Source organism: Nitrospira sp., from assembly GCA_029194665.1.
In the GTDB taxonomy this organism is placed as follows: domain Bacteria; phylum Nitrospirota; class Nitrospiria; order Nitrospirales; family Nitrospiraceae; genus Nitrospira_D.
In genome coordinates, this window is sequence record JARFXO010000004.1 from 124,477 (window position 1) to 142,644 (window position 18,168).

An 18,168-nucleotide genomic window follows, 5' to 3' on the forward strand; every position below is an offset into this window, starting at 1 on the left:
CAGTTGCAATACCTTCACCATCATGGAAGAGGCAGCTTTGAGTGAGTGTGCTGTAATCACCGGCTGTGACCACGTCTGCGCATCGTTGGCAGGTTCGCCATCTGACGGGGTCGGGAAACTCTTGGATGGATTCTGGATTCGTATGGGTTGTCGCTTCGGCGAGGGAACAAGGTGGTGCCAATTGGTTTCTTCAGAAGTCGCAAGGTCGGTCTTCGTCATTCCACCCATTCCGATCTGCATCGATGCTCTTCGCCGGTAGGCTTTTCCTCATTCGGGCAAAAACTCTTCTATAGATTGAGGGTGACGATTTTCTGCTTCTAGCCACCAGCTGGTTCGTTGTTGACGATCGTGAGAATACTGGAAGAAGGCGTTTGTTGGATCAGCGGCGGCATTGTCGTAAAGCTCTTGTGTTTCTTGTCTTTGGTCAATCATCCCCTGGGGATTGCAGTCGAAGCAGTCGATCCCCAATTGAGATGAACACCAGAATGGAGGGAAGGCACTGAGCAGGGAGAGGAGATACCAACTTGGACCGAGGAACATGGGGGTCCCCCTTCCTTCAGGTGGCTCCTACATGAAGAAAGGATACCTCGTTGCTCTGCAACCTGCAACAGGGTGGGGGCACTATTCCAACTTGGACTGAATAGGACTAGCAGTCTGCTGAAAAACCCCTCGCAAAGCGGTGTGTAATATGATTCTCTGTTTTCAGGAAGAACGGAGGGTCACTCATGCGCGGAACATTTGAAGATCAGGGACGGTTATTTTCATATATTTCACCGGAGCAACGGGTCGCGGCACGGCACCCGCTCCGGACCATACGCACGCTGGTGCGCGAGGTGCTCAGCGAACTGGACCGCGACTTCCGCAAGCTGTATTCAACGACGGGGCGCCCGTCCATCCCGCCCGAACAGTTGCTGAGCGCGCTGCTACTGCAAGTGTTTTACGGCGTACGGAGTGAGCGGCAACTGATGGAGCAGCTGGACTACAATCTTCTGTACCGCTGGTTCGTCGGGCTTTCGCCGGACGACGCGGTGTGGGATGCGACGACGTTTACGAAGAATCGCGAGCGATTGCAGCAAGGCGATATGTTCAATCGCTTCATGGAGAAGCTGTTGCATCACCAAGATGTCACACCCCTGTTGTCGGACGAGCATTTCTCCGTCGACGGCACACTGATCGAAGCGTGGGCCGGCCACAAAAGCTTCAAGCCGAAGGACGGCAAAGACGGCGACGGGGAGCACTTCCACGGCACGACACGCAAGAACGAGACGCATGAAAGCACGACCGATCCCGACAGCCGCCTCTACCGCAAGAGCGAGGGCAAGGAAAGCAAACTCTGCTACATGGGCCACGCCACAATGGAAAACAGGAACGGCCTGGCCGTCGCGGGGCTGGTCACACAGGCAAGCGGCACGGCGGAACGTGCAGCATCGGAGGAGATGCTAGAGAAGAAAGCATCTCAACATGCACGCATCACGGTCGGCGCGGACAAGGCCTATGATGTTGAAGCACACGTGGAACGCCTGCGGGCGAAGAACATCACCCCGCACATTGCCGTCAACGCGTATGTCACGAAGACCGGAAAGGCGCGCAAGACAGCCATCGACGGACGAACCACCCGGCACAAGGGCTACACCCTCTCGCAGGGCAAACGCAAAATGATCGAGTGTATGTTTGGATGGGGTAAGCAGCACGGCACCATGCGCAAGACGAAACACAGGGGGTTGGCCGGAGTCGCCGCCGACTTTCTGCTCAATCTGATCGGCTACAACCTCATCCGTATCCCGAAACTGCTGGCGCAGAGGGGATAGGTGCGTCCGCACACACAAACACGCCCTGATACGGCACGAGAATCCACGCACCCTCGAAAAAAATAACGCGTGGCTATCTCAAAAAACGGAAACCTCCGTCATAAAAGAGGGTTTTTCAGCAGACTGCTAGTGTTTCTTGGCGAGCAGGCGTCGTTTCGCTGCGTGAAAGGCTTGGCAACATCAAATGGATCTACACGAAGTAGGTCAGCAAGCTCATGCGACCGGTCTATGGTGCCACAAGTGAAGAGGATGGTGGAAGGGGGATCTATTGGGCGATCCCATCCTTCTTGGTGGAAGTGAGGGACCCATCCATTCACTGACGCGCGTGAGTGCGAGGAGGGCACGCCGTCTGTCGATAGGGTGTGTGGCGTATAGTGAGATCAGAGGAATTGAATCGTCGAGGAATAGGACGGCAGCATCCTATCCGAGGTATAGAGGCATAATGGTTCACTCAGGGCTTGTGCAATTAAGAGTCGGTCGAACGGATCGCGGTGAAGATCTGGCAAGGTGTGCAAGGCGAGGGTGTGCTGGGCGGTGACGGGGAGTTCTCGAAATCCACTGCCATGGATGCCGGCGACCAGATCGAGTGGGTTGGCCTCGAGTCGACGGAGACCAATTTTGATGATGGCTTCCCAGATCGAGGCGGCACTGATGTAGACCTCGTCAGCCTGGTCAATGCGCGCTCGTCGTTTTCTGGTCATCTCCGGAGTGTTGCCCAGGTACCAGAGAAAGAGCTGGGTGTCGAGTAGAATTCTCATGCGGGATTCTCAAACGCTTGTTGAAGTTCGTCAGGGAGTGGCGCATTGAAATTTGAGCGTAGCGTGATTTTCCCCTTGAGGAACCCAGGCTTGCGAAGAGGAATGCCGTGATCCAGTGGGACTAATTTCGCAATGGGGGTGCCGGCTTTGGCGATAATGACTTCTTGCCCACCGGCTACCTTGGTCAGGAGCGAGGACAGATGAGTCTTGGCATGATGGATATTGATGACGGCACGATCTTTCATATGCCCCTCTAATAGACTTAGTTGAACTTAGTTTAGAATGAATAAATGGCGCAGTCAAGTCCAGCGCCAGGTGACGCGTCAGTCTTGTGTAACTTGAGGTTCCGAGGTGTGTATCGTCGTGGGTGGTGAATGACGTCCAGGAGTTCCTTCACGCAGATGGCTGGGGTTTCGATCTTAGAGTCTTGCTTGAGCTGCGGGTATCATGATGGGTCTCCTGGCTTGTCCTCTGTGTGACTGTGCATTAACGAAATGTCTTCGAGGTCGTTTCTATCCCGTCTTGCCAAATCTTTTCCCCTCCCCATGTTGGCCTAACCCACGGTTTCTCTTTTGGGTCTTCTTCCGATTGAGTGGATCGAAATCAGGGGGGAATCTCCGCTTGCCCTCTTGCGAGACAATGGTTGTCTGTTTTGCAGAGGCCGGAGAAACGTGACATGCGTTCCGGATGTAAACACATCGACGACTCTGGGACGCCTACCGCGTCCGGGGCTCCATACTCGGCACGGCCGTATGCGGTATCTTCGGGGACCCGTGCGCGCGGGAGCTCGCCCTGCATCGACGGGGGAAAACCCGCCTGCGGCGCGTGCGGACGGGGAAACCGTCCCTGCTACGACCGCAAGATCCGGCGGGTCCGCATCTGTCTTGTGGGGGCTGGCGCATTTACCTGGACGTGCAGATCCACCGCGCCTGCTGCCAACGCTCTGGGATGTACAGCAGGAGCGCCTGGCGTGGCTGACCGAAAGAGCCCTGGTGAAATTACCCCTCCCGTTTCGCTCCATCCATTAAGCTTTGATGAGGCTATGAAAGCGCTCATGGGTGTTGAGCCTCAGCGGGTGGGACTTGGAAATAAACAGGCTAAACATAAACCAAAGTCTAAAGGTAAAAAGTCCCATTCCAATTAAACGCCCGGCATCGGTGGAAGTGGAGCCGGTGGTTGAGGTTTGATATGGTCAACACTTCGTTACTCTTCTCTCCAAGCTCGTTGGGCCGTTGCAAGCAGCTGATACATCGTCATGGGCTGGATGGGTGACTCAATGAAGCCACGGGAACGATAAAAACGCTTGGCTTGTTCGGTCAGCGCATGCACCAGCAGTGCCGTAATCCCAGCGATCTCAGCGGCTTGGATCGTGCGCAGAATGGCGTCACGCAGCAGTGCCGTGCCGATGCCTTTCTGCTGGTGGTCTTTGTGGATTGCTAGACGACCGAGAACCATCACTGGAATCGGATCGGGCCGGTTCCGGCGCATGGCACTGGGAGCTTCGGCGTGGCCAATCGCTCCGGCTGACAGACAATAATAGCCGATGACCGTCTGTCCTTCACAGACCACGTACGTTCGCGATGAGTCATTCGCCTGATTTTTGGCGGCACGTCGCTTGAGCCAGTCATCGAGTGACGGCACGCCGCTGTCAAAATCGGTCAGTTGATGCTGTGCGGTGAGCGGCGTGGGCGCCGAAATCATTGGCCCGGTTCCCAAGGAACGGACGCCTTCATTGTGCGACGGAGCCGGTCAGTGGGAGCAGGAGGCGCATCGAGCAACGCCTGAAACGCAGCAAAGCCCTTCGCGTCGAGCGCGAAATAGGTTTGATCGAGCAATACATCTTCAGCCTGTCTGCAGGCAGCTTCCAGCATGAAGTCGGAACGACTACGACCAAGTCGGTCGGCAGCCTGATCAATCAGATCACGTTGCCCAGCCTTGGCGCGAATGCTGATTGTGACGGGTTCCTTGTGTTGCAGCATGCTACACCTCCTTGTATTTTATATGTGTTACATATTGGTGCGTCAAAGTCAATACGGACATGTTTAGACACCGTCGGTATGAGTGTGGCGTATTCTTGAGACGCCACACGATGCGTATAAACCGTTTATTTCGTTCAGGCTCAGCTACCGCTATGATTGCCACCTGAACGATAAGTGACAATTAACACATAATCAGAGTATCGGCTACCCTAGATCATGATTCAGAGTTTCAGGCACAAGGGGTTGAAAACGCTGTTCGAAGAGGGTGAGGTCAAAGGTATCCGCGCCGACTAGGAGCCTGTCCCAGTAATCAAAAATGCGCCAATTTAGGGGATAGCTAAAACCTCTCACAGAAGCGCGATCATTGGTCTTGAGCCAACTATGAACGTCGAGTTTTTGCGCTACTGATAATTCGGACAGGCTCCTAGCTGGAAAAATCGAAAACATCTTGTTCGTTCTTTCTCGTGCCCGCAAGCCTGAAGACGTGGATCTTCCTTGTGTTCACCTGCACCCCTCAAATGCGATATGAAGGACCTGTGGGCGGTTACCGTCAGGGCAAACTGGCATGTGACCTTCCGCTTTGAAGAAGGCGAGGCTTATGACGTGGATTTAGTTGATTATCATGAGGAGGAGACAAGCTATGCGCATGAAGAACCCACCCCATCCCGGCCGCATTGTTCGGCAAGAGTGCATTACACCGCTCGGCCGGTCCGTGACTGCAGCCGCACGCGCGCTCGGCGTGGAGCGGCAGACCCTGAACAATCTGGTCAACGAGAAGTCCGGTATTTCCCCGGAAATGGCGATCAGGCTGGAAAATGGGTTCGGCAGTTCCGCCGAAATGTGGTATGGCTTGCCAGACGGAATATGACCTTGCGCAGGCAATAAAGCATGCCGACGAGATCAAAGTCGAATGCATCAAGCAGAATCAGCTCACCTGCTAGCCAGAGTAAGCGGCTTGGAGGGAGTTAACAAACCGGCTTGTAGAATCGTTTCGAAAATCTGGTCTTCGTATCCTTTCCGGACGGCGGCGGGTTTGATAAGTCCAAGGGTGGATTCTAATGGATCAGATACGAGAGTTATTCCAGGTTCCTTCCTGCGCTACAAATTGGGCTAGCCTGACCGATCGAGTCATTAATAGACGTGTTCGAGAACTCGGGCTTTCCAGATATGAGCGGTACTCTATTCTGCACAGCAGCTCATTTTCGACACGTCTTTTGTGTACGACAGCGCGGCTATTTTTAGCGCTTCGGACATTGTGGGATAGACGTGCAGCATGTGTGTGAAGTCGTCGATACTCGCACCAAAACGAAGCCCCATCGCCGCTTCGTGAATCACCTCCGCAGCGTTCATCCCGTGCATTGAAACCCCCAGCACCTTCTTCGTTTTCCGGTCGGCAACCATCTTCAGAACCCCTCTGGTCTCCCGGACTGCCCCAGCTCTGGGAACGAGGGACATAGGAATAATGCGACAATCGCACTCGTACCCGCGAGCATTTGCCTCCGTGTCCGAAAGTCCGACTACGCCCACTTGCGGGTCGGTAAAAATCGCTCGCGGAATCACGGTGTGGTTTACCTTATGGCCCCCTGTGCCGTTGAGAGCATTCTCGGCGGCAATCCCGCCGTCCTGCGCCCCCACAGGACTCGCCATCTGGCTTCCAGTGTAGGAACCAATCACGTCTCCGGCGGCATACACATGCCCGGCAGAAGTGCGCAGCTCCTCATTGACCTTCACGAAGCCACGTGCATCCAAATCGACTCCTGGAAATTCAAGCCCAAGGTGTTCCGTATTCGGTGTGCGCCCCGTGGCGACAAGGAGCTTCGCGGCCTTCAGTTCCTTCTGCCGCCCGTCCACCTGTAGCGTGACGACGACGTGGCGTTCATCGCCATGCACCCGGCTCACCGTGGCTTTCGTATGGATGGCAATTCCCTCCTCACGAAATACCTCTGCCACTGATTGCGCAATCTCCGGCTCGTAGGCCGAAAGAATTCGCTCTCCGCGTGCCAGAATCGTGACGCTGGTGCCGAAGCGCGAAAACATCTGGCCCAGCTCAAGTGCGATGTAGCCGCCACCGAGGATGATGAGCGACGCCGGAAGCTCTGTGAGCTCGATGTCTTCGTGACTGGTGAGCAGATCGCTTGTGAGATACGGCGTTTCACGAAGCCCTAGAACGTCTGGCACTGTGGCCTCGGTTCCAGTCGCGATAAGGAACCGAGGCGCTGAGAGAACCTGCCCGTTCACTGTCACCTCATTGGGGCCGCTGAAGCGGGCAGCTCCTTCAAAAACGCGGATGTTTTTAGAGCTGGAGGTAATACTCTGATATTTCTTTCCCCGGTAGTCTTCAATCACGGCATCCTTCTGCTCGATAAGCGCGCGGAAGTCGAAGCTCATCGAGGTTGGAGAGAGCCCTGGGTAGCGCGGATTCTTCGCATCGTAGAGGATTTTTGCGGCTTCGATGAGGTTCTTTGACGGCAAGCAGCCACGGTTGACACATGTTCCACCGAGCGTTCGCATCTCGGTCATGGCTGCCGTTTTTCCTCTTTCTGCCGCGCGAAGCGCAGCAGCAAACGCCGTCGATCCGGAGCCGAGAATCACAAGGTCAAATTCCTCTGCCATCATTTCTCCTTTTCGATTTGCTGTCCGGGCATTTTTTTCAGGTCACGCGCACGTCTGGCGCCGCACAAAGTAGTAGCTCAGCGCGGCCACTCCGATGAACACCACCAGAAGGCCTATCAATAGGGCATCGTTGAGAATGAACCCAAGGCCAAGAGCGGTGACCAGACCGGCAACAATAAACGGCGCCACGCAGCAGAGTGCTGCAAGCGCGGCGCCGCTTAGACCGACCGCCATGAGCGATCGGCCCAACCATGATGGCTCCTCGTGACTATGTGTTTTCGCGTCCATTGCGTCTCCTACGGGTGAACGGTGGACGGATAGCCCGCGTTCTTGGTGGCCTCCAGCAGCGCCGCGACCGTGGTCTTGGTGTCATCGAAGGTAATCACGGCTTCCTTCTTCTCCAAGTTGACCTCAATGTTCTCGACGCCTTCGACCTTGTTCAGCGCCTTCTTGATCGTGATCGGGCAGGCCGCGCAGGTCATACCAGTCACCGACAGGGTGACCGTTTGCGTGGCGGCCCAGGCGGGCGCGCTCAAGGCGGACGAGAGGGTGAGTAGAGTGATGAGCTTTTTCATGACGTTGTCCTTTCAGTAAAACAGCGGCAGAATGTAGGGGAACGCAATCGCGATCCCCGTCAGTGCGGCCACGATTACAAAGATGATCTTCTGCGCTGTCTTGATTTGCGGCACGGCACAGACCTCTCCCGGCTTGCAGGCTTGCGCGGATCGGAAGATGCGCCGGTAGGCGAAGAACAGCGCCACGAGTGCTGCGCCGATAAAGATCGGGCGATACGGTTCGAGCACCGTCAGATTGCCGATCCACGCGCCGCTGAAGCCAATCGCTACCAACACAAGCGGGCCGAGACAGCAGATCGAGGCGAGAACCGCCGCGAGGCCGCCGACACCCAAGGCGCCGCGAGCATTTTTCGGTTTAGACCAAGGGTTCTCTTTCTCCGACCTGGACAACCTCTCCATGCACCACCTATTTTCCGAGCGCCCGCAGTACAAGCGGCCAGACACCGCAGACCACTGGGTCATTGACGGCCAGCACGATCCCACTCAACGATTCCACTCCATAAAGCCAGGCCTGTTTCTCCAGGCTGCCCATTGATTCCAGTCTAAACTCCGTACTACGGTACGGAATCAAGGGGAATCTTCATGGCTTCAGAATTAACGATAGGCCGAGTGGCGAAGCTGGCTAGGGTGAATGTCGAGACGATCCGTTATTACCAGAGACGGGGACTGCTGGCCGAGCCGGACAAGCCGCACATGGGCTATCGGCGGTATCCGGCGGACATCGTGAAACACATCCGCTTCATTAAACGGGCGCAGGTCCTTGGGTTCACGTTGGAGGAAATCGCCGAACTGCTACGGCTGGAAGAAGCTCGTGCCTGTGCGGAGACCCGGGCCCTGGCCTCCCACAAGATGCGGCTGATTGACCAGAAACTGACGGGCCTCGCGGCGATGCGGAAAGCGTTGGCCAGTCTGGTTCAGCAGTGCGATAGGAAACAACCTGCGAAAGGCTGTCCGATCATTCAGGTGCTCGAACAGGATTAAGCTTCCCCTTCATCTGCGAAGCGATCCAGCACGCCAGGCCCTTGGCCCAAAAAATTTGATTCCTGTTATGCCTGATAAGAACGTTGTGCCTATCGGGCTGACCGCGAGCCATACAATATCTTGTATGTGGTCAGGTCGTGGATGGGTGGCCTTCGGAGTTAACCCGATAGGCCCAAAGAACGTTATTGCACCGACATCACCAGGTAACGATTTCCGGGCTGTCGCTCCATATCGTGAGAGGAGACAAGAGGCCGTTGCCAAGAGGATTCCACTGTGCGGCAACATTTGGATCCTGAATACTAGGGAGAAGGGACACGGAGCTTAGAGCAGGGGCTCCAGGATTGTTCTTTACGATTTCCCGGTTTGGCGTATTCGTCTTGCGACCCATTTGCTGACTTCTTGTTCTATAGTCTGAATGTCTTCTCTGTTCAGCTGTGTTTTGCTCTTTTCGATCAGTTCATCGACAGAATGGAATTGGTGTCGGGCTGCGAGTCGTCCCCAGAAGAGAGCTTCTTTCGCATTACGCGTTTGCCCAGCTCGACCTTCGAAGTAGATTGATGCAAGTTCGTATTGCGCGTAGGGGAAGTCTTGATTGGCCGCTTCTCGATACCAGAACATCGCCTGATTGAAATCCTGTTGGAAGTTGAGGCCTACTTCATAATTCGCGCCCATCAGAAGTTGTGCGTCTGGGAGTCGTAACTTGGCCGCTTGTTCAAGCCAGGCGAGTGGGACATTCTCTTTGTCGCTGGGCGTATAGGAGAGGCAAAAACAAGCAAGGGCGTTGTTCTGTGCTGCGCGCTGCAGCCAGATCTGATAGAGGCTTGAACGACTATGGGCCGTATCGATTTCTGCTCGACACCGGTTGATTGCAGGCAACTCGGAGAATTGTGCTTGTCCAAGTCCGGGAAGACTAACCAGGATGGTGAACGCGATCAAAGACATTGAGGGTTTCAGCGGGCGCATGGGTCCATCCTTTCTACACAAGTTACAGGAATGCCTGCTTACATTGAAGTTATACGAGATAGCACTTTCTCTCATGGAGTCTGATAGTTAGGAGGGGCACCCCTATTGATCTCCTGGTTGACCCATGATTGTGCCGTCGTGTGGTCTGGTTCATGACTGAATCCTGCTACAAGCGGAACGAGACAAAGGAGTGAGGGCGCTGCTGTTGACCTTCCCCCCGAAAACTACACCATTGGTTAGGAAGTCCGACTGTGCTGTGATGGGCCGAAAGGAGGAGGCCCATGACTCGAAAACGGCATACGGAGGAGCAGATCATTGCGGTGCTGAAGGACGCCCAGGCCGGGGTCAGTGTCCAGGACCTGTGCCGGAGGCACGGCATCTCAGATGCCACCTTCTATAAGTGGCGGACGAAATACGCAGGCCTGGAAGTCAGCGACGTGAAGAAGCTGCGCCAACTGGAAGAAGAAAACCGGCGATTGAAGCAGATGGTGGCGAAGCAAGCGCTGGACATCCAGGCGCTGAAAGCGATCACCGCAAAAAACTGGTAAGGCCCAAGGCGAAGAGGGCGGCGGCACAGGGGATCGTCGCACGCTTTGGGCTCAGCCAGCGGCGAGTGTGCCGGTTAGTGAGCCTGGATCGGAACACGTTACGGTACCGCAGTCGGCGACGGGACGACAGCGAGCTGCGGACGAAGATCCGAGAGATTGCGGAGCGCAAGCGGCGGTACGGGGGCCCCCGCATCTATGTGCGGTTGCGGCGGGAAGGATGGCGGGTGAATCACAAGACGGTCGAGCGGATCTATCGAGAGGAGGGCCTCTCGTTGCGCCGTCGGGCGCGGACGAAGGCCACGGCGGTTCCCCGCGTCGCGCTGCCGCTGCCCAGCCAGCCTGGACTCTGTTATGCGATGGACTTTGTCCATGACCGGCTGGCCAATGGCCGGCGGTTCAAGTGCTTGACGATGACCGATCTCTGCTCGAAGGAAGTGCCGGTGATTGAAGTGGATGCCTCCATTGGTGGGGAGCGGGTCTGCCGCATTCTGGACCGGCTCTTTACGGGACGGCCGTTACCGGAGACCGTGATCCTGGACAACGGACCGGAATTCTCCGGGACGGCGTTGGATGCGTGGGCTGGTCAGCACGGGGTGAGCCTGCACTTCATCCAACCCGGGAAGCCGGTCCAGAATGCGTTTATTGAAAGCTTCAACGGCAAGTTTCGAGATGAATGCTTGAACGAGCACTGGTTTCTCACGTTACAAGAAGCCCAGGTCGTGATTGAGGCTTGGCGGCGAGAGTACAATGAGGAGCGGACACACAGCACCATATTACGAAGTGGAGTGAGGGGTAAGAAGTCCTTGGTCGGCAAAGCTATAAAACCGGCCGTGTATTCCAAAGATGATGTGATCGAGGACGTGAATGCCCAGCACTTCTCCAGCTTGTTCGAGTCGTTTTGTGAGTTCACGATCTTCTCGGCTTGGTGTGGGGTCGCCCGATGGGTGATTGTGAAAAAGAGCGCAGGCTGCACTCGAAAGAAGGATAGCGGTCTTGAACACTTCTCGAGGATGGACAAGAGCCATCGTGAGCGTTCCGATGGCGATTGTGTGAAACCCGATAATTTTGTGTTTGGCATCAATGCAGGCGATTGCAAAATGCTCTCGGTCATACTGCTCGAACATTGCCCCGAAAACATCTGCAAACTCTTTTGAGCAGTTGATCGTCGGGTAGGCTCTTATCGGGATAGTTCCTTCGCGAATCAATCCAACCGAGTAACGGGGAATGGCAAACGGGGTACTTGGAGTATCTTTCATTGTAGAGCGCTTCCTTCTCTCACTGGTTTAATAAATTAAAAGCCTTTGAATTTCTTGAGGCCCTCCAGCATCATGATAATGCCGATTCTGCTGGTGAAGTGTGGATTGACCGGCCGACGTACCCGTGTAAGCTCCTCCCAATCGGAGACAGCTCAAACGCACAACGTTCTGAATCTTCGAATGCCATCCTATTACTAGGGGGTTAGGAAGACTGCTCATCAATTCCTGGGACAAGGGGGTGGTGTATTCTGATTGCTAACTACAATTCGCCCCCAGGGTTATTCACCTGGTAGTCTTCTGTGGGAACTGGTCAAATGACCAGTGGCCCCTGGCCACCCTGCCAGGTTATTTTTCTTTCTATGGAGTCTGCGGTCGTCACATTTTCCGAAGGTGCTCCCAGTTGTTTGAACCTGATTCCACCTGTTGTATGTGGGGATGACATGAGAACATCGGGTTCGATGAAGCAGACTGAGCCGATGTCGGAAAACACACACAGTGATCCTTCGGCATTGACGCTTCGAGAGGCTACCCAGTGTGCCTCGCGCATAATCCGTTTCGGAACGGGTGCCGCTTCAGTCGAGACGGTCTCTCAGCTGCTGTCCGAATATTTGTACGATCATTTCCGTGTTCCTGCAACGGGTGCGCCTGCACTGTTATTGTCACGCGTCTTTGTCACGCGGCCTCTTGATACGCTGGAGCCTCATTTGAAAATCATGGCGGAGGGGATGGCGGGAGCGTATGAACTGTCTCGTCAGGCGCGATGTTGTGTATTGATGGGCTCGTGTGGTCAGTTTCATTTTTGGTGTCATCCTCGCCTGTCTACGCGCTTCGGCTGCGTGCCGCTTGAGAGCCCTGGTTTTAATACCCGGATGCCGATGTTTTCCTACCTTCTCGATCAACTCGAGATTGGGTCACTCTCGGCGCAGCAACACGATGCCGCTTTCTTGTTGAGTGATTTGGATCGGGCATTCAATGTCTTTCATATTGAAGAGGCGTTAGGGCATCCGTTTATTCCGGCGCAGGCGGAATTTGTTCAACAGTATGGGGTGAAATCGGTGATTGGTTTCGGTGGGCGACTCCCATCTGGTGAGGCCTTTGCCGCAGTGCTCTTTTCGGCCGTCCACATTCCTCCTGCGGCCGCCAACCATTTTCGGGTGATTGCGCTGAGCGTGTACCTGACGTTTCTCAACTCCGATCTCGCGTTTATCGAAGAGCATCTCCGTGATGGAGAGTCCCTGAAGGGGAATGGCAGGAACGATTTGTCGTCCCGTCTGGTCTTGGAAGCGCAGAGGCGAGGACATGAGCGTATTCTCGATCTCTACGATCGTTTAGGGCGAGAACAGGCAGAGCATATCGAGCGAACGACACAAGAGTTGCGCGCCCTCACGAGCCGATTGTTTACGTCGGAAGACAGCTATCGTCGTCAACTCTCACTTGATTTACATGACGAACTGAGCTCGAAGATTGGCAGCATTATGTTTAACATGGGGAGTCTTCTTGCCGCCCCTCCTCAGGATCAGCATCAATTGCTCGACAGTATCGGCCGGTTCCGAGAAGAACTGGATGTGTTGTCAACCTGGTCTCGCTCAAAAGCGCATGAGTTGCATCCAGCCGTTTTGACGAATTTGGGCCTGGTGGCGGCTGTCAAGCGGTTGGCTGCGGAATATGCGAATCGCTTGAAGTGTCCCGTTGAGGTGCGCGTGGCAGGAGAGAGCGTGCCCGAGATGTGTCCTCTTGTCAGCACGACGATCTATCGTGTGATTCAAGAGGCATTGCGTAATGTTGAGAAACATGCGAAAGCCAGCCGGGTTGCAGTTGCGCTGTTCATGGAAGCGGATGGGCTTCGAGTGCGTATAGAAGACAATGGGGTTGGGTTTGATAGGGAAAAGGTACGAAAGGAGGTGGCGGGGATCGGTCTCATTGGTATTGAGGAACGCATTCGGTTAGTCAGTGGGGCGTTGTCAATTGGCGAGTGCTGTGGAACGGGAACACGGATAGACGTCATGGTTCCACACAAAAGGAAAGCATGGGAATAGTTTATGCGCGTTGTGATTGCTGACGATCACTATTTTATGGCACAAGGCATGCGCCAACACGTTCTGGACCTCCGTTTGTCTGCTGCGCCGGAAGGATTTGAGGTGGCAGGAGTCGCCACGAATGGTGAAGACTTGGTGGCACAGGTCCGTGAGCTTCAACCCGATCTCGTCTTTATAGATATTTCTATGCCGAAGCTCAATGGCTTTGAAGCCGCCCGCCAAATTCGAGCGATTCAACCTATGGTGAAGATTCTTTTCGTGACCATGTATCAAGAAGCTGACTATGTCGCTCGTGCGTTTGCCTCGGGTGGCAATGCCTATCTCACGAAAACCTGTGATCCGACAGAGATCGGTCAGGCCCTCACACAGTTGTTTCAAGGGAATGCGTATGTGAGCCCGACAGTCGGGGGTGGTGCGTTACTAGGAGAATCGACTACGGAAGGGGTAGGCACGCATTCGCTGACTCCACGCCAAGTCGAAGTGTTACGACTCTTGGCTCGTGGTCATTCGATCGAAGAGGTTGCGACAGCACTTCGTTTAAGCCGCAAAACGATTGAGTACCACAAAGCGAGGATGATGAAATCTCAACAACTCTCGACGAACGCCGATTTACTGAAGTTCGCATTGGTGCGGGGCATCACGTAACAGGTTGTGGTGATAACAGTGGGAGGAGGACTCGCTTCTGAATGGAGTCCGACTCTCATCCCGCTGAGGCCATGCCGTGGGGGGAGGGAAGCAGCCCTCCTTTGTGCGCTTTGGCAATCGCTTGGGCACGAGTTGTCGTGTTGAGCTTTTTGAAGATCTCCTCTACATGAAATCGAACCGTTCGTTCGGTGATGTCTAAGATCCTGGCGATTTCCCAGGTCGTTTTTCCCTCTTCGATCCACATGAGAACTTCTGTCTCTCGAGGTTTTAGTGGTGCCGTTGCAATGGACTCGTTGGTAGGCACAGGAATGTTCTTGGTCAGGGCGTCATGCAGACATGAACTGATGTAGTCGGCCATGTCTTTATACCGGAAATTGTCTTTGTCGGTTCCTCCGGCGAAGGCGACGAAACTGATTCGTCCTGATCGAGGATCGATCGTTCCGCCGATAATTCCGTTCGCAACTCCATATCCCCGTGCTTCTTCCATAAACTCTTGCTCGATTACCATACTCTGTTTCGTGATCGTGTGATTCCAGACGGTTGTTTGTTGACTCCTCATCCACGTGAGTGCGACTGGATCAATCCCGATGTAGCGATTGTTGAGATACCGTTCCAGCCAGGGGAGAGGATAGGAAATATTGATGACATTGGCGTGATCCTGATCGAGGCCTTCAGGGGAGAGTGGACCGGAGGCTGCCACAATTTTGTCACATGGCAAGAGAGTCTGAGCAAGTGTCAGCGCACGATGCGTGTCTTCATTGGTTTGGGAGGTGTAACAGTAATGGACGATTTCAAGTGTTTGCTGGAGCTCCCGTTTGGAAAACCCGATGAAGAGATGAGACGGAAATGGCCTGGACTGTGAGTGGATATACATAGTAATGAATCCTATCGTAGACCAGGATGCTTGACTATAGTCGATTTGCAGGGTAATACCTCCCTCCAAAGGGGGGGATTGCTTGTCCAGAATTAATTAGAGGGCTAAGAGTCTGAGGTCTAGGGGTGGGGGAGGGGCGTGAAAGAGGGGTTGATACAATGGCAGAACAGTCGAGGCAGGACGGTAAGCTGAATTCGAACGAAGCAGCCAAGGAACTGAAGGGTTTGGCTTGCCATCTCGCCACATCCGGGAGGCAGGTAAGCTGCTGTTCCGGAAAGAAGGAAATGCCTTTCGCTAAGCGAAAAGGGGCATACAACAACTCAAGCACACCTCGGGAAAGTAAATGTGTGACAGTCCTAAGGCGTTGGAGAAGGAATGGTGTCACCATTCCTGGGCATGTGAGTCACTGACTCGATTATGGTGTCTTCTAGGTTGGGAGGAGGGCGGCATTACGTGCTGTCCAGCTGTCTGGAGGCTCACCATGTGGATGCTATGGCTCCTCAGTCGGTTCTTCATAGCCGTTCCAGCCTCCGCCGAGGTCGGCTTTGACGAGAAATACGAGCGCGACTACGACATTTTCAATCCGATCAATTGACTGCGCCCCGACAATCCCCTGAACCCGATCAATTCGGTTGATCCAAGGAACCCATTCAACTCCATGAAAAGTGTCGATCCGGAGAATCCTGCAAATCCGCTCAACGAGTACGACCCGAACAATCCGTTGACCCCGATTATTCGCTACAATCCCAGCACTCCTTTCACACCCCTGAATAACTTTCCTGAACGTCAACGCTAGCCAACCAGCCAGGGAAACAACTGTGAGGTTCTCCACGGCGGTCATGCCTTCAAACCTATAGTCCCCCGTGGTCGGCAAAGCTGTAGTACCGGTCCTCGCCCAGCACAACATGATCAAGCACGGCGATCCCGAGCAGGTCGCCGCCCTCTTTAAGGCGCCGAGTCAGGGCGCGATCTTCTTGACTGGGAGTCGAATCACCGCTGGGATGGTTATGCGCCAGGAGGACCGCGCTAGCGTTCATGAGGATCATGGGTTTGAACACTTCGCGGGGATGGACGATGCTCAGGGTGACTGATCCGATGCTGACGGTGTTGATCCCGATGACCGCATGTTTCGCGTCGAGGCCCACGACCATGAAATGCTCGCGATCGAGTCCATCGAAGAGCGGAGCGAGAAACCGGTGCGCTTTATTTGAATCGCTGATCCGGACGTCACCGGCGGTTGCTCCTGATTCTTTGACCAGCATGACACGATAACGAGGAGGTGAGTAGGAGCGCATCTCTTTTCTCTCCGAACAGTGAAACAGATGGCACTGGTGAGTCTTAGAAACGGTCGGTCTCAGAGCCATGAAAAGGGAAATTGTTGGGCAGGCTCGACGGGCCTGAAACAATCATTGATACGAAGGTCGGAACGGTATGGCGATCATTCTCCAGATATTCAGGAGGGCCAGATCAAAACAGAGAGTAAATCTGTTGAGGGAGCTTCGCGATTGCACACTACTGCCCGATGTTAAAGTCGGCGCGGCGGCCTGAGTGATGAGTAAAGCGCTGGACTTAATCTGTCAGACAGTTTCAGGGCGAATTACAATCCCGTCCACGATACCTGTGTTAGCTCGTTGCGGCTCCATCTAGACCTGTCCCGTCTTGCCTGAGAACATGTTTCAAAAGGTCACGCAGCACATGGCTGAGCAAAATCCTTCCATCGTGTCTTTCTCCTGGTCCATCACTAACGCGACGACCGCGAGTCCTGAGTTTGTCAGGCCTGCGATCACGATGGACGTGATTCTGGTATAAAAGACGCGATGGGTCGTCCTATGCGACGAAAGGGGAACCTTCACGGCGAGCATCTTTCGGGAGAGTTCTGATGCTCCAGGAAGCTGGAGTCGAGACATTTATGTTTGGACAGGGAGGGCTTGGAAATTCAGGAGGAAGGACTCAAAGAAATACACGAGTCCTCCGGACCCTCCTTCGGATGCCAATGCAACCGAGATCGACGGCGTGGAATGCTGGACGATGCATCGGCCAACGGATGAACAGGTCGAGCTGCTGCGCGAGCTAATATCGGGAACTCCGCCTCCGGGGCGAGTGCTAACGTATGTAGCCCATTCGGTCATTCGATGAAGGAAGTCATTGACCGGCAGAAGAATCCTAGCGCAGTGCGTGGTTGCCGCGTCGTCTGCAGCACAAGAGAGGGACAGAAGCCGTTTGTGGAATAGGGGCGGCTCGGCTGGCAGCACGGCCTTAGGGAAGACGCCGGCTAGTCACCGCTCGGTGAATCGCCTTCGCGGAACCGATCTGCCAGCGCCTGGATCGTCATGGGTGCATTGCCCTCGGCGCGGTTGTTCACGAGCACATAGGCTCTGCGCTCTTCTCTCACGGCCTGGCGCACCAGTTCCACCGTATCCCGACGCATCTCCGGTAGCTTCTCGATGATCTTCGTGTACGGTTCGGCTCGTTTCTTAGCTTGCTCGTAGGACATCTTCAGCGGCGTGAGGAGGCGAAGCACCGTGAACGGTGCAGTGAAGCTTCCCATGCGCTTGCTTTGCTCAGCTAATGGCGGCATGTAGCTCCAATGGCTATATACATGCGAGACACCGTGCGCCTCGAGGACCTTGTGGTACTCAGAACCAAGCAGACCGGCATTACGGATTTCGACGGCATAGCGAAAGTCCTTGGGAAGCTGCCCGAAGAACCCATCCAGCCGTGAGCAGAACTCGTCCGAAGACATCCCGTGTCGCTGAAATTCGAACAGGAACGGCCCAGCATGCGGCTCGAACTTCGCCTCCCGGTACGGCGTGAGCACCAGTTCGTTGAAGAGCGTCGCATCGAGAAACCGAGCATTGGACTGGCCTGCCTTGGCTCCGTACCGCGCCTGTTTCGCATAGCTCGGAATCGTGATCTCTTCCCACACCTTGAAGCACATCTCAAAGTCTTGAGGAATCTGATTGAGATAGCGACGAAGTTGATTCGCCGTGGGCGGTCGATAGAACGTCGCGTCGTTGCCCACGGTCCTGAAGAGTGGCTCATCCCTGTACTTGTACTGGGCGTACTCACCCAAACACTCCTGAGCGAATCTGCTCTTCGCGTACTCTCGCTTATACACCTGGCCCTGCCAAC

24 protein-coding genes are annotated in these 18,168 nt (G+C 54.8%); 8 read left to right on the forward strand and 16 right to left on the reverse strand.

Annotated features, from left to right (window positions below):
• Positions 1 to 267: 267 nt before the first annotated feature.
• Positions 268 to 540, reverse strand: coding sequence for a hypothetical protein (locus P0119_13900; GenBank protein ID MDF0667153.1), 273 nt, complete (start codon positions 538 to 540; stop codon positions 268 to 270).
• A 185-nt stretch (positions 541 to 725) separates the two neighbouring features.
• Between P0119_13900 and P0119_13905 the strand changes: the two genes are divergently transcribed.
• Positions 726 to 1,808, forward strand: a complete 1,083-nt coding sequence (locus P0119_13905; GenBank protein ID MDF0667154.1) for an IS5 family transposase — start codon at positions 726 to 728, stop codon at positions 1,806 to 1,808.
• Between the two features lie 380 nt (positions 1,809 to 2,188).
• Here P0119_13905 and P0119_13910 read toward each other — a convergent pair whose 3' ends face one another.
• Together P0119_13910 and P0119_13915 are read right to left on the reverse strand one after the other, a co-directional pair.
• Positions 2,189 to 2,566, reverse strand: coding sequence for a type II toxin-antitoxin system VapC family toxin (locus tag P0119_13910; GenBank protein ID MDF0667155.1), 378 nt, complete (start codon positions 2,564 to 2,566; stop codon positions 2,189 to 2,191).
• Positions 2,563 to 2,811 carry a type II toxin-antitoxin system Phd/YefM family antitoxin gene (locus P0119_13915; GenBank protein ID MDF0667156.1) on the reverse strand — a complete coding sequence of 83 codons (249 nt, stop codon included), beginning with the start codon at positions 2,809 to 2,811 and terminating at the stop codon, positions 2,563 to 2,565. Before P0119_13915 ends, P0119_13910 begins: the two co-directional genes overlap by 4 nt.
• A gap of 725 nt (positions 2,812 to 3,536) precedes the next feature.
• Here P0119_13915 and P0119_13920 point away from each other — a divergent pair.
• Positions 3,537 to 3,710: a hypothetical protein gene (locus P0119_13920; GenBank protein MDF0667157.1), complete on the forward strand. Its 174-nt coding sequence runs from the start codon at positions 3,537 to 3,539 to the stop codon at positions 3,708 to 3,710.
• 59 nt (positions 3,711 to 3,769) lie between these two features.
• Here the strand turns inward: P0119_13920 and P0119_13925 are convergent, their stop codons facing one another.
• Both P0119_13925 and P0119_13930 read right to left on the reverse strand, forming a co-directional pair.
• Entirely contained in the window at positions 3,770 to 4,267 is a 498-nt protein-coding gene (locus tag P0119_13925) for a GNAT family N-acetyltransferase (protein ID MDF0667158.1), read from the reverse strand.
• Positions 4,264 to 4,545 (reverse strand): DUF1778 domain-containing protein, encoded by a 282-nt coding sequence (locus P0119_13930; GenBank protein MDF0667159.1) that lies wholly within the window; start codon positions 4,543 to 4,545, stop codon positions 4,264 to 4,266. Before P0119_13930 ends, P0119_13925 begins: the two co-directional genes overlap by 4 nt.
• A gap of 640 nt (positions 4,546 to 5,185) precedes the next feature.
• Between P0119_13930 and P0119_13935 the strand changes: the two genes are divergently transcribed.
• Entirely contained in the window at positions 5,186 to 5,413 is a 228-nt protein-coding gene (locus P0119_13935; GenBank protein ID MDF0667160.1) for a HigA family addiction module antitoxin, read from the forward strand.
• Positions 5,414 to 5,724: 311 nt separating this feature from the next.
• Here the strand turns inward: P0119_13935 and merA are convergent, their stop codons facing one another.
• From merA to P0119_13960, 5 genes are read right to left on the reverse strand one after another with little or no spacing between them, the layout of a single operon-like run.
• The gene (gene merA / locus P0119_13940; GenBank protein ID MDF0667161.1) at positions 5,725 to 7,161 is read right to left on the reverse strand and encodes a mercury(II) reductase; all 1,437 of its coding nucleotides are present in this window, start codon (positions 7,159 to 7,161) and stop codon (positions 5,725 to 5,727) included.
• A 39-nt stretch (positions 7,162 to 7,200) separates the two neighbouring features.
• On the reverse strand, positions 7,201 to 7,446 hold the full coding sequence (locus P0119_13945; protein ID MDF0667162.1) for a hypothetical protein: 246 nt from the start codon (positions 7,444 to 7,446) through the stop codon (positions 7,201 to 7,203).
• A gap of 8 nt (positions 7,447 to 7,454) precedes the next feature.
• Positions 7,455 to 7,733, reverse strand: a complete 279-nt coding sequence (gene merP / locus P0119_13950; GenBank protein ID MDF0667163.1) for a mercury resistance system periplasmic binding protein MerP — start codon at positions 7,731 to 7,733, stop codon at positions 7,455 to 7,457.
• Positions 7,734 to 7,745: 12 nt separating this feature from the next.
• Positions 7,746 to 8,132, reverse strand: a complete 387-nt coding sequence (merT, locus tag P0119_13955; protein MDF0667164.1) for a mercuric ion transporter MerT — start codon at positions 8,130 to 8,132, stop codon at positions 7,746 to 7,748.
• 7 nt (positions 8,133 to 8,139) lie between these two features.
• Positions 8,140 to 8,304: a hypothetical protein gene (locus tag P0119_13960; GenBank protein MDF0667165.1), complete on the reverse strand. Its 165-nt coding sequence runs from the start codon at positions 8,302 to 8,304 to the stop codon at positions 8,140 to 8,142.
• A gap of 11 nt (positions 8,305 to 8,315) precedes the next feature.
• On the opposite strand from P0119_13960, the gene merR reads away from it, so the two are divergent.
• Positions 8,316 to 8,714: an Hg(II)-responsive transcriptional regulator gene (gene merR / locus P0119_13965; protein MDF0667166.1), complete on the forward strand. Its 399-nt coding sequence runs from the start codon at positions 8,316 to 8,318 to the stop codon at positions 8,712 to 8,714.
• Between the two features lie 348 nt (positions 8,715 to 9,062).
• Here the strand turns inward: merR and P0119_13970 are convergent, their stop codons facing one another.
• A complete protein-coding gene (locus tag P0119_13970) occupies positions 9,063 to 9,677 on the reverse strand; it encodes a tetratricopeptide repeat protein (protein MDF0667167.1) in 615 nt (204 codons plus the stop codon).
• Positions 9,678 to 9,958: 281 nt separating this feature from the next.
• Between P0119_13970 and P0119_13975 the strand changes: the two genes are divergently transcribed.
• From P0119_13975 to P0119_13990, 4 genes are all read left to right on the forward strand, one after another.
• A complete protein-coding gene (locus P0119_13975) occupies positions 9,959 to 10,225 on the forward strand; it encodes a transposase (protein ID MDF0667168.1) in 267 nt (88 codons plus the stop codon).
• Positions 10,226 to 10,257: 32 nt separating this feature from the next.
• Entirely contained in the window at positions 10,258 to 11,379 is a 1,122-nt protein-coding gene (locus tag P0119_13980) for an IS3 family transposase (protein ID MDF0667169.1), read from the forward strand.
• A 542-nt stretch (positions 11,380 to 11,921) separates the two neighbouring features.
• Positions 11,922 to 13,517, forward strand: coding sequence for a hypothetical protein (locus P0119_13985; GenBank protein MDF0667170.1), 1,596 nt, complete (start codon positions 11,922 to 11,924; stop codon positions 13,515 to 13,517).
• Positions 13,518 to 13,520: 3 nt separating this feature from the next.
• On the forward strand, positions 13,521 to 14,162 hold the full coding sequence (locus tag P0119_13990) for a response regulator transcription factor (GenBank protein MDF0667171.1): 642 nt from the start codon (positions 13,521 to 13,523) through the stop codon (positions 14,160 to 14,162).
• A gap of 55 nt (positions 14,163 to 14,217) precedes the next feature.
• On the opposite strand, the gene P0119_13995 is transcribed toward P0119_13990, so the two are convergent.
• The 5 genes from P0119_13995 to P0119_14015 all read right to left on the reverse strand — a co-directional run bounded on the left by P0119_13995 (position 14,218) and on the right by P0119_14015 (position 18,154).
• Positions 14,218 to 15,036 carry a LuxR C-terminal-related transcriptional regulator gene (locus P0119_13995; GenBank protein MDF0667172.1) on the reverse strand — a complete coding sequence of 273 codons (819 nt, stop codon included), beginning with the start codon at positions 15,034 to 15,036 and terminating at the stop codon, positions 14,218 to 14,220.
• A gap of 490 nt (positions 15,037 to 15,526) precedes the next feature.
• Positions 15,527 to 15,877 carry a hypothetical protein gene (locus P0119_14000; protein ID MDF0667173.1) on the reverse strand — a complete coding sequence of 117 codons (351 nt, stop codon included), beginning with the start codon at positions 15,875 to 15,877 and terminating at the stop codon, positions 15,527 to 15,529.
• Between the two features lie 10 nt (positions 15,878 to 15,887).
• Positions 15,888 to 16,331, reverse strand: a complete 444-nt coding sequence (radC, locus tag P0119_14005) for a DNA repair protein RadC (protein ID MDF0667174.1) — start codon at positions 16,329 to 16,331, stop codon at positions 15,888 to 15,890.
• 381 nt (positions 16,332 to 16,712) lie between these two features.
• Entirely contained in the window at positions 16,713 to 16,889 is a 177-nt protein-coding gene (locus tag P0119_14010) for a hypothetical protein (GenBank protein MDF0667175.1), read from the reverse strand.
• 419 nt (positions 16,890 to 17,308) lie between these two features.
• On the reverse strand, positions 17,309 to 18,154 hold the full coding sequence (locus P0119_14015; GenBank protein ID MDF0667176.1) for a DUF72 domain-containing protein: 846 nt from the start codon (positions 18,152 to 18,154) through the stop codon (positions 17,309 to 17,311).
• Positions 18,155 to 18,168: the final 14 nt, after the last annotated feature.